Source organism: bacterium (assembly GCA_024228115.1).
In the GTDB taxonomy this organism is placed as follows: Bacteria; Myxococcota_A; UBA9160; order UBA9160; family UBA6930.
On sequence record JAAETT010000427.1, the window covers coordinates 1 to 9,678 of the forward strand.

General features: G+C 60.9%; 7 protein-coding genes. 4 read left to right on the plus strand and 3 right to left on the minus strand.

The annotated features are described in order from the left end of the window. Positions 1-332: 332 nt before the first annotated feature. Together GY937_18540 and GY937_18545 are read left to right on the plus strand one after the other, a co-directional pair. The gene (locus GY937_18540) at positions 333-1,523 is read left to right on the plus strand and encodes a hypothetical protein (protein ID MCP5058704.1); all 1,191 of its coding nucleotides are present in this window, start codon (positions 333-335) and stop codon (positions 1,521-1,523) included. Between the two features lie 570 nt (positions 1,524-2,093). Continuing rightward, the gene (locus GY937_18545) at positions 2,094-3,695 is read left to right on the plus strand and encodes a Gfo/Idh/MocA family oxidoreductase (protein ID MCP5058705.1); all 1,602 of its coding nucleotides are present in this window, start codon (positions 2,094-2,096) and stop codon (positions 3,693-3,695) included. Between the two features lie 3 nt (positions 3,696-3,698). Here the strand turns inward: GY937_18545 and GY937_18550 are convergent, their stop codons facing one another. Next, complete coding sequence (locus GY937_18550) at positions 3,699-5,135, minus strand: hypothetical protein (protein MCP5058706.1); 1,437 nt, start codon at positions 5,133-5,135, stop codon at positions 3,699-3,701. Between the two features lie 197 nt (positions 5,136-5,332). Here GY937_18550 and GY937_18555 point away from each other — a divergent pair, with 197 nt between their 5' ends. Next, positions 5,333-6,118 carry a sulfotransferase gene (locus GY937_18555; protein ID MCP5058707.1) on the plus strand — a complete coding sequence of 262 codons (786 nt, stop codon included), beginning with the start codon at positions 5,333-5,335 and terminating at the stop codon, positions 6,116-6,118. Between the two features lie 53 nt (positions 6,119-6,171). On the opposite strand, the gene GY937_18560 is transcribed toward GY937_18555, so the two are convergent. Further along, on the minus strand, positions 6,172-6,855 hold the full coding sequence (locus GY937_18560; GenBank protein MCP5058708.1) for a hypothetical protein: 684 nt from the start codon (positions 6,853-6,855) through the stop codon (positions 6,172-6,174). Further along, positions 6,852-7,505, minus strand: coding sequence for a hypothetical protein (locus GY937_18565; GenBank protein ID MCP5058709.1), 654 nt, complete (start codon positions 7,503-7,505; stop codon positions 6,852-6,854). Before GY937_18565 ends, GY937_18560 begins: the two co-directional genes overlap by 4 nt. Before the next feature lie 177 nt (positions 7,506-7,682). Here GY937_18565 and GY937_18570 point away from each other — a divergent pair, with 177 nt between their 5' ends. Further along, entirely contained in the window at positions 7,683-9,575 is a 1,893-nt protein-coding gene (locus GY937_18570) for a hypothetical protein (GenBank protein MCP5058710.1), read from the plus strand. Positions 9,576-9,678 lie beyond the last annotated feature (103 nt).

Sequence of the window (9,678 nt, forward strand, 5' to 3'; positions counted from 1 at the left end):
GGTTCCGGCGCTACGCGCCTCCACCGGCCCCAGGGCCGGCGGAAGCGGAGTGTTCGAGTCGTTGATCATCGTGAGTCACCTTGCATCGCCCTACAGTAATTCTGGACGGGTCAAGTGTCTCATCGGCGTTGGCAGAGAGGGTTGGGCTTCCCTACCCTGCCGAGGCCCGAAACGCCAACGCGCGAGGCCAAGCGGGGTAGCGCGGACCTGTGTCCAGGAAACCGGGTTCGGTACGGTTTCTCGCGGGAGAATGCGCTTCCGATTTCAGACGCTCGTTCCCCAACTTCCGGCCGAATCTCGTCATACGGGGCCCTCCGACAGGAGTTCATTCAATGTCTTCACTTGTGGGCCTCTTGCTTGTTGCTGTGTTCGCAACCCTGCCGACCCGGGTGATGGCGGACGGTTGCACGATTGCCGTCATCCCAGACACCCAGAAATACTACGGACGCGCCGAGTGCGGGAACTGCACTTCGAACTGCTCGGCCTTTCCGTCCAATCCACCTGTCTGTACTAGCGACAACGATTGCTCAGCCTGGGGGGCCACATGCGTGGGGCCGTCGGGAGTGCCAGCCCAGATCGCCAAGTACATCCTGGACCAGCGACTGACTCGGGATCCCACCAAACCGATCGCGTTCGTAACCCAGGCGGGAGACGTCGTAGATCTCTATTGGCAACAGGAGCGCTGGCTTGCCATGAAGACTGCCATGCACTCCTTCGATGGAATCATCCCATGGTCCGTCACTGCCGGAAATCACGACGGTGGCTATTCGAAACCCCTCCAGTTCCCGGACTTTCTCCGCCGGTTCAACTCGAGTGTCTACGCTGCAGTCAAGCAACCCGCCGGCGCTCGGTTCATCGAGAGCTGGGGAGACTGGGCCGTCAATTCGGCTCACCTGTTCCAGTGCGGGAGCAAACCCGTACTTCACCTTTCGATTCAATGGGATGCGGATACGACTGAGTACTCCGAGGTGATAGAGCGGGCGCGCGAGATCATTGACGAACACCGAGAGCTCCCGGTCGTCGTCACGATTCATGGATATCTCGATCTTCCGGGCAAATCAGCGGCTACCCAAGGGTATACCGAGCTCTACGACGCAGGGGGGTTGTTCATCTGGAAGAACCTCGTCAGCGTGTCTCCGAACATCTTCCTTGTGAATTCCGCCCACCGGATCCACACGCTGACGGAGCCAGCCGCTCACGTTCGCAGCCGCAAAAACCTGGGTGGTGGCACGCTCGTCGAAACAATGTTCAACGCTCAGCGCGTGGGTGGCGACCCCAACAAGGGAAACGGATGGCTCATGTTCTTGGGTATCGACTGGAACGCTCAGACGATTCGATTCGAGGCCTATTCGCCGTTTCTCAACCAGACCGCGGCGCAGGCGAGCTTCCCCCTTGAACACATGGATGGTTCAATCGGATTCGACCTCCCGGTTGCCTGTTCCGATAGCATCGACAACGACGGTGACGGTTCGATCGATCTCGCGGACAGCGAATGTGCGAGTGCCGGCGACTTGTCAGAATAGAATGCTCTGCTCCTTTGCGACGACAGGCTCGACAACGACGGGGATGGCTAGGCACAGATTTCCACGGGGGCGAATCGGCTCTTGGCGTTGGTAGCGGGGACCCGAACGAGGCCGACCCGCAGTGCGTCGGCGCTCCCTGGAAGGACCGCGAAACCGTGAACCTCTGCGGCCTGGGATTCGAACTCTCAGGGATCATCCCCATCGTGTTTTGGGCCCGTACGCAGAGAAACAAGACTCGTGTCGAAGCAAGTTGGAGATCGGCGGATGGCGGTCCCAGTGCGGCGCATCGCGATCTCCCCCGCGGGCGCCTGGCGATTTCGCAGCGCACTGAATGAATGGCGCAGGAAAGCTACCGTCTGGCATGATCGGGCGTCTGGACACCCCTCGCGATTCTTTGGCCCGGGATGGCCGTCGATCCCGGCTGGCATCGAGGCTGGTTTGCCCTGAGCTGCTAGCTTCCTTCGTCGGTCTCCGCGCAATTGGCGAGGGCCAACCCAAGGCACTGCGGCTCGCCCTGACAATCGGAAGAAACACCATTCACCTGCGCACAAACGAACGGATGCGGCACTCATGAGGTGCCTGCTCGGAAACCAGTGGACTGATACGACCCTTGACTACTACCGCTCTCCGGGCTCCTATCGCATCCAGGTGTGGAAGTTCGCCAATCTCGATCAGCTCAGTGGGATCTACTTCGTACCCGAGCGCGACTTGCGATTGCTCTGGAACTACGTCCGTGAGGTCGGCGCGGTAGGCGTCTGGCGAAAGGTGGCCTCCCGCCTGCAGGAGCGGAATCGCAACGAGAAATTCCTGTCCCTGGGCGTTGGAGAGATCGTTGAGTGCCCCCGGGAGACCCAGTTCGAACCGGGTACCCGGGTGGTCTTCGTCGCCCCGGGTTTCCCGGCCTGTATCGAACGGGTTGCTCTGCCCGAGGCTTTTCTGGCAGCGCTACCAATAGAAGCGACGAAAGAGACCTGGGGCAATAGCGTTCGCCATCTCAAGTCCGGCGATCCCCGGGTCCCGAGGCCTGTTTGGCTGGAGAAGCTCAAGAGCTGGAGCCCCTACTCGGGCGCCGACCTCGACGAAGCAGGTGCCAAGCCGAACCTGAACGAGTTGCTCGAGCTCGAAGCCAAGATCGACTGGTCGGCCGCTCGTGAGCTTCCTGTCGAGCGCATTTCCGAGGTTCGTGAATCCGTGTCCACGCCACCTCCTCCGAGGCGGACGCCTCGAACCAGAAAACGCAAGCGCGCCGTCCTGTTCGGCTATGGCCACTACGCGAAGACCAACATCCTTCCCAACGTGAAGAAGCACATCAAGGTCGATTCGATTCACGAGATCGACCCGACCCAGATCCCGCCCGACCGGGCCGATGCACGCTGTTGGGATACCGCACCCGTGATCCGGAAGTCCGAAGATTTCGATGTCTTCCTGATCGCCGGCTTCCACCACACCCATGCCCCGCTGGCGGTCGCGGCACTGAACCAGGGCGCCTTCGCTGTCGTCGAGAAGCCGCTGACCGTCGATCGGGCGCAGCTGAACTCGCTGGCGACCGCCGTCGAGAGAACCAAAGGCGGATTCTTCGGTTGTTTCCACAAACGCTATTCGACGTTGAACAACTACGCGATCACCGACCTCCGACAATCACCCGAGCAACCCATCGACTATCATTGCATCGTCTACGAGGTGCCGCTGCCAAACCACCATTGGTACCGCTGGCCGAACTCCAAGAGCAGATTGATCTCGAACGGTTGCCATTGGATCGACCACTTCCTCTACTTGAATGGCTACAAAAAGGTGGAATCGATCGATCTCGGCGTGAGCCCCTCGGGAACCATCCATTGTGCGGCCACGCTGAAGAACGGCGCGTACTTCACGATGACCCTCACAGAAAAGGGCAGCTCACGAATCGGCGTCCAGGACTACGTCGAACTCCGGGCGGGGCAGATCACCGCAACCATCGTCAACAATTCGAGCTACCTCGCCGAAGGGCGCGGGCGAATCCTGCGGCGGACCCGCGTCAACAAGCTGGGAACCTACAAGCTGATGTATCGGAACATCGCCGAGTGCATTGCTCGCGGAGAGGGAGGCGACTCGATCCAGTCGGTCCGCGTCTCGAACCAGCTGGTCCTCGATTTCGAGGATGCCCTCAACGACCTCAACCGCAACGGAGGCTGACCCTCAGGGGCCTGAATGGGCATGATCGGCATTCTGGCGCTGAGGCAAATGCCCGAGTGCCGACTTCACTGCTCGAAATTTCCCGTTCGCATCCCGAGGGATTCTGTCGGTGGTCTCGATTCGGACGTCGATCTCACTGCCTAGCCGGGCGTGAATCTCGGCGAGCAGACCCCGCTCCGCGTCTTCGCCATAGCCGTGGCGCGGCACGAGCAACACGGTGATCGCATCCTTCGTGGACTGGAGAATCTGGGCCTCGGAGACCTGGTCTTGCCCCTTGAAAATGTGGTCGAGCCGTCCAACGAGGCGACCGTCGGGTGTCATCACGAAATCATCGTCCCGACCCTCGATACCGAGGAACACATCCCCGGGCCGGCCACAAGGGCACGGGTTCTTGCTGAGCGTGCCGATATCGCCGATCCGATAGCGGAAGAAGGGAAGCGCATCGGGCGATAGCCCGGTCACCAACAGGGAACCACGCACGCTCTCCTCGTCCTCCTCGATGGGCTCCACCTCGACGATGCAGAACTCCATGTCGACGTGCATTCGGTTCAGTTCACAACTCGTTATCGATACAGCGAACTCGCTGGTTCCGTAGCGATCGACCACCGGTGCGTTGAAACCGGCTTCGATGATTTCGCGATGCGAGGCGAGCAGGCGCTCGGAGGATGTGAAGACACCTGCGAGCCGACCCCTCGGCAGGGGCCGGCCGGCATCGAGAAGCGCGCGGGCCATCAAGAAGAGCACGGATGGATACCCCTGTGCCCAGCGAGCGGGCATCTCGTGGATCGCAGTCACGTAGATCCCCAGATTCTCTGGCTTCATGTGATAGGCGGAGAAGAGGATCTGTCGACCGTATCGATTGAACCGCCAGAACGGCGGGGAATCGACTTCATAGGGAATCACCAGGTTTCCGCCGAAGGTGAGGCGGGGATCCTTCAATCCGACGTTCCTGCTCCGATACATGCGCCAGGCGATCGCATACTCCTCGGCCAGCGCCTCTGGTGTGTGCCAGAGGGTGAGCGAAGTGCCCGTCGTACCGCTCGTGTTGCTCTTGATGAGAGACGAGCGGTCCAGATCGGAACCAATGAAATCGTCGAGCCGCTCTGCATATTGGGATTTCTGGGGCGACTCGATGGATGCCAGCGTCTCCCTTATGGCCTCCACCGGATCGGCCCGAGTCGACGGAGGCGGGAGATTCGAGAAGACCCGCGTGTTCTTTCGAGCCCATTCGACGCGTTCGACCAGACGATCCCGCTGGATCTGGTGCAGCGCTTCGATCGGTGCGTTGGCCGTCGCTTCGAGTTCGGCCAGACGCCTCTCGAAATGGGCCGTGTAGCGAAATCGGTTGATCTGATAGCCCCGCGCACTCAGGGCCAGATTCTGGAACGAAACCGGTGTGTAGCGGAGAATTGTCTGTTGGAGACGCTGAAAGCTCTTCAAGGCACCACCAGGATAGCCAACATGCACGCACCCAAGCTCACCCTTCGGGTCCGATCAGTCGATATAGTGCAGGTCCCGTGAGCCAACCCCACCTCGACCGCCCAATCTTCGCCACTGGAACTCCCTGCGCTGGTAAATCGACCGTAGCTCGAGCCCTTGGCGCCACTCCCGAGTTCCATTTCGTCGACGAGCCCCGAATGATCTGGAGCATCGGCAAGAAGGGAGGCGGCCCCAGCGACCAGCGAACCGCGGACGAAGCCACGCCTAAGATCCGTGCCTCGATCCTCCAAGCCTGCCAGAAGCTCGTCGAAGACGCGGGCGGTGGCCGCTACGTGGACGATCTCTCCTATCACTCGCTTTCCTTGCCGTTTCTTCGAGCCGTGGTCCCCGGCGCCCGGATCCTCAGGTGTACTCGCGACGCCCAGGACGTGATCCCGGAAATCGCCTACAGCTGGAAGCGGAAACCATCCCTGATACGTGTCGCGAGCCACCGCCGCACGAACTTCGTCTGGAGCTCCCTGCCGAAGCTCGGCTGGCGCTTCGCCAAGCGCTATTTCGCCGAGAGGGTTGCGCGCTCCTCCTCCACCTGGGGGCCCCGCGTTCCGGGCCTGGCGGAATTCAACGCAGCCAACGGCCCCGTCCTCTCAGCCGCCTACCAGTGGAGCCAGATGATGGAGATCTTCCGGCACGATCTCGAGAACTTCCCGAGCGATCAGGTCCTCTCCATCCGTTACGAAGACCTGTTCGAGAATCTGGATCGGGAGTGCGACCGCATCGCTTCGTTTTGCGAGGTGGAGGACATCGCGAGCCTGAAGGCCGGCGCGCACGGCTTCTTCAACCCGAAGCATGTCGGCCCGTGGTATCAGCTCAGCCAGGACGAGTGGGATCGCATTCGTAGCCTGGTGGACCCGATGAACCAACTGGAAGGCTATGAGCCTCTGCCGGAAGAAGTCCCGACCCAGGCGATTCGGCACCGGGGATAAAAGCGGCGGCGGCGATACCGAGCAAGCCAGGCTGGCTCATTCCTGGCCGGCACTCAGTTCCCAGCGCGCAGCCTACGATAGCGGTCCAGGGAATAGAGCAGCGAGTGCAGGAAGTAGTTCCAGCCCGAGATCGACGTCTCGTTGCGACGCTTGCGATAGTAGTGTCGCCATACGGGCCAAAGGTCACCAAGGGCCACATGCTTCTCGGCAGCACGGATCGGCTTCCATTCTTCCTCGCTCACCCCGTACTCTTGCCCGAAGCTGCGGTAGTCCTCCTCGGTAAGGTAGCCGTTGTCCCAGCGGGTCTTGCGGAAGTTCTCGAAGATCACTTGAAGCAGGAGGACCCGAGCATCGAGGCCTCGCTCCAGGATCTGCACCACGTGACCTGATACCGAGTGGTCCGTCCGGTGCGCAAGGATCTGCGATCCGGAAACGAATTCGATGTTATGCCAACCGGCATTGCTGTGGAGGTGAATGTCCACCGTTTCATCTCCAACGGGCTTGGCCATCAATTTGTTCCGCTCGTAGAACCTCGTCTTGATCTCATCCTTCAACGTGATCCGATGGTCCGAGAAGGCGCGTTGGTAGACTTCTCGCAACGGAACCGTGCAAACGACGTCCATGTTGCTGTCCACATAGTCGGGTTCGGCACCGAAGGTCTTGATGATGCAGTAGTCGATGCCAGCCTTGGCAAGGCGGCGATCGACCTCTACGGCAGTATTCCAGTAGCGGCTCATGAGGGCGTCGTCTCCGAGGAATGGACTTCTGGTTTCGTTCTGGGGCGCGTATCGATGCGCCGAACCGGCGCTCCGAGCGCCTCGAGCTGTGCGAAGAGATCCGCATAACGCTCTCCCTTCGCCCGGTGGACCGCTGCGGTCAGATCGAGGTCGACGATGCGCGCATACTCGGCCTCATGACCTGCGGAGAGGTAGTAGTACCTCCGGGCGGGAAACCAAGCCGCACCGCGGCGCAAGAACGCCGCTGGTGGCTCGATTCGAAGCGTCTCGGCAATGCTGATCAGATCGTCGATGAAGCTCCGATCGACGAGCATCAGATCCTTGGCGCTGAGGGCGAGGCGCAACCCCAATTCGATCGCCATCGCAAACTGATACAAGCCGAGGACACCATCCAACACCCCGCTCCGCCGAGCCGGAGGCCTGGGGCGCCCGGAACTCGAACCCCCCGGGGACGTGACGGCGCTCTGTTTCCACCCCGAGAGCCTGTTTCGGCGGTCGAGAGCGAAGCGCAACGACCTCCGCACTAGGCCCTCGTAGTAGTGCCGCCTTTCGACACTGATGCCACGAGCCTCGGCCTTGGCATTGAAACGGCGCAGGAAGGTGGACTTGCCGGAGCCATCGTTTCCGGAGATGAAGACCAACTCGGTCAAGAAAGCCCCTCGACGGTCTGTTCGGCTGTGCCCCCGCGGGAATCGTACCGGGTGCGATCAGGGAATCTAGCAACCCGAATCATCGCCAGCGAAATACCTCGTCACCTCCAGTCATCGCAGTCCACTACCTCATTGATGGAGTGCGGCAAGCAGATAGTGGGGATTCTGCTGGTGGTCTTGAGCGCCGTGGCACAGCCATCGCTGGCGGCGGTCTTTGACGTAACCAACTATGGCGCCGATCCGGCCTTCGCGGGCATCGATAGCGATGGAGCCCAGGCAGCGGTCGATGCGGCCTGTGCGGCGGGTGGGGGCGAGGTCCACTTTCCCGCGGGTTTCTACCGGCTCGGTCGTGAGCACGGAGCCGGGGGCGCCTTCTACTCGGGCTTGCAGCTCACCTGCGACGACCTGGTAGTCACGGGCGTTGGGGATGCGAGCGTCCTCATGCCCCTCAATTCGGGCGGCCAGATCGTGGTCATCATCTGTGAGGCGTACCTATTCGACGACTGGAAATGCGATTTCACGAACTCGCTTCAGAACATCACGATTCGCGACCTGAAGATCTGGGACGACGACCCAGAGGCCCATTGCGTGATCTTGCCGGGAGGGAACTGTGCAAGCGAAGAATCCCATGGAATTGTGATCCGCAATGGCCACAACATCCTGTTGGAGCGGCTCACGTTGGACAGCCTCGGCGATGAGAGCATCACCTTCGGTGGCGGTTCTTCGGCGGGGATGGTCCGGGACAGCACTTTCGTCAACTGTCCTTCCCTGCATTCTGGAGGCTCCTGCATCGAACTCGATTGGGGAAGCGACTACACGGTCACGCGCAACGATTTCGATGGTGGCGTCGCCGGCGGCTCCTCCATGATCTACGTGAACAACAACACAGCGAACGAAGTGAGCAATGTCGTGATTGTCGACAACGATCTCACAGATACCAGCACAGTAGCCAGTCAGACGGTCAACGCCGGCATCTTCCTGGGACCGAACAATGCCGCCCTGCAAAATATCCAGATCCTCGACAACACGATCTCGAACGACCAGTTCGGACACATGTCCATCGTAATCACGACTTCGGGTTTTCCGGTCATCGACCTGGAGGTAACCGGCAACACCCTTGCCGGCAGGGTCGACATCGCTTCCACCAATCTGCACGGCCTGGAATTCAAGAACAACGTCCTGACGTCGGCCGACGACACGGGGGCTGCTGCCCTTCGGATCGCCGGGAATGACCTCACGGTCGAGCAGAACCAGATCACGAGCCCCCTCTCCCAGTGCATCGAAATCGGTGGCCAGAATGGCGGAAGCTCAGACATCGAAATCCGCGAGAATACCTGTTTCAGCAGTTCGGGTTCCATCTCCACGCCCATGATCGGTGTCTGGGATGTGTGGTGTGACCCCCTTGGCGGTGTGGCTTCCGGCCTGTCCATCATCGACAACTGGCTTGAGCAGCTCCCAGCAGGGGGGACCATCAAGGCTGGCATCTACCTGCCCACCTGCTCGACCGCGTCGGTCAAGGACAACTGGCTGGTGCTTGGAACGAACGATGCGCCGATTGGCATTAGAGGCGGTGCCACGATCTCGGGGAACTACGTCGAGGGCGCCGAGGATGCCGTGCGAACCGCCACGACACCGGGGGTGGTGTCCGGCAACACCCTGAAGGGCGACACCTGTGTGCGGATGATCGGGACGATGAATTCGGCGGTGCACGGAAACGACCTCACCACTTGCGCGACACCCCTGCGCGAACAGACCGGTGCCACGAACAACACCTGTTGGAACAACACCGGGATGGCTGACGGATGCAGCCTGTTGCTCCAGTGCCACGACGGCTTGGACAACGACGGCGACGGCCAGATCGACGCCCTCGACTCCAACTGCTCACCAACCCGACCCTTCTCGGAATCGCCTCCCTCGACTTCCTGTGGCGTGGGATTCGAGTTGGCCCCGATCCTCATTGGATTGGGGATTGTCCATCGCCGTCCCGCTAGGCGCGCCCGACGCCAGAAGAGCGAGAAACGCTCCGCCACTGGCTCTCTAGTCCCTTGTCACACCAAAAGCTGGGGGTAGAGTCGTCGCAGTTTCACGCGGGCTTGTTGGGTCGTGAATTGCCAGTCGACGCCCTTCGTCGTTCGGTTGCGATCGTCTTGCCAGGCTTGGACTTGGCGCGTGA

Bases quoted from the DNA above. Each gene is read 5' to 3' on its own strand.
- GY937_18560 (MCP5058708.1), bottom strand. From the start codon at position 6,855: ATGAGCCGCTACTGGAATACTGCCGTAGAGGTCGATCGCCGCCTTGCC.
- GY937_18540 (MCP5058704.1), top strand. From the start codon at position 333: ATGTCTTCACTTGTGGGCCTCTTGCTTGTTGCTGTGTTCGCAACCCTG.
- GY937_18555 (MCP5058707.1), top strand. From the start codon at position 5,333: ATGATCTGGAGCATCGGCAAGAAGGGAGGCGGCCCCAGCGACCAGCGA.
- GY937_18545 (MCP5058705.1), top strand. From the start codon at position 2,094: ATGAGGTGCCTGCTCGGAAACCAGTGGACTGATACGACCCTTGACTAC.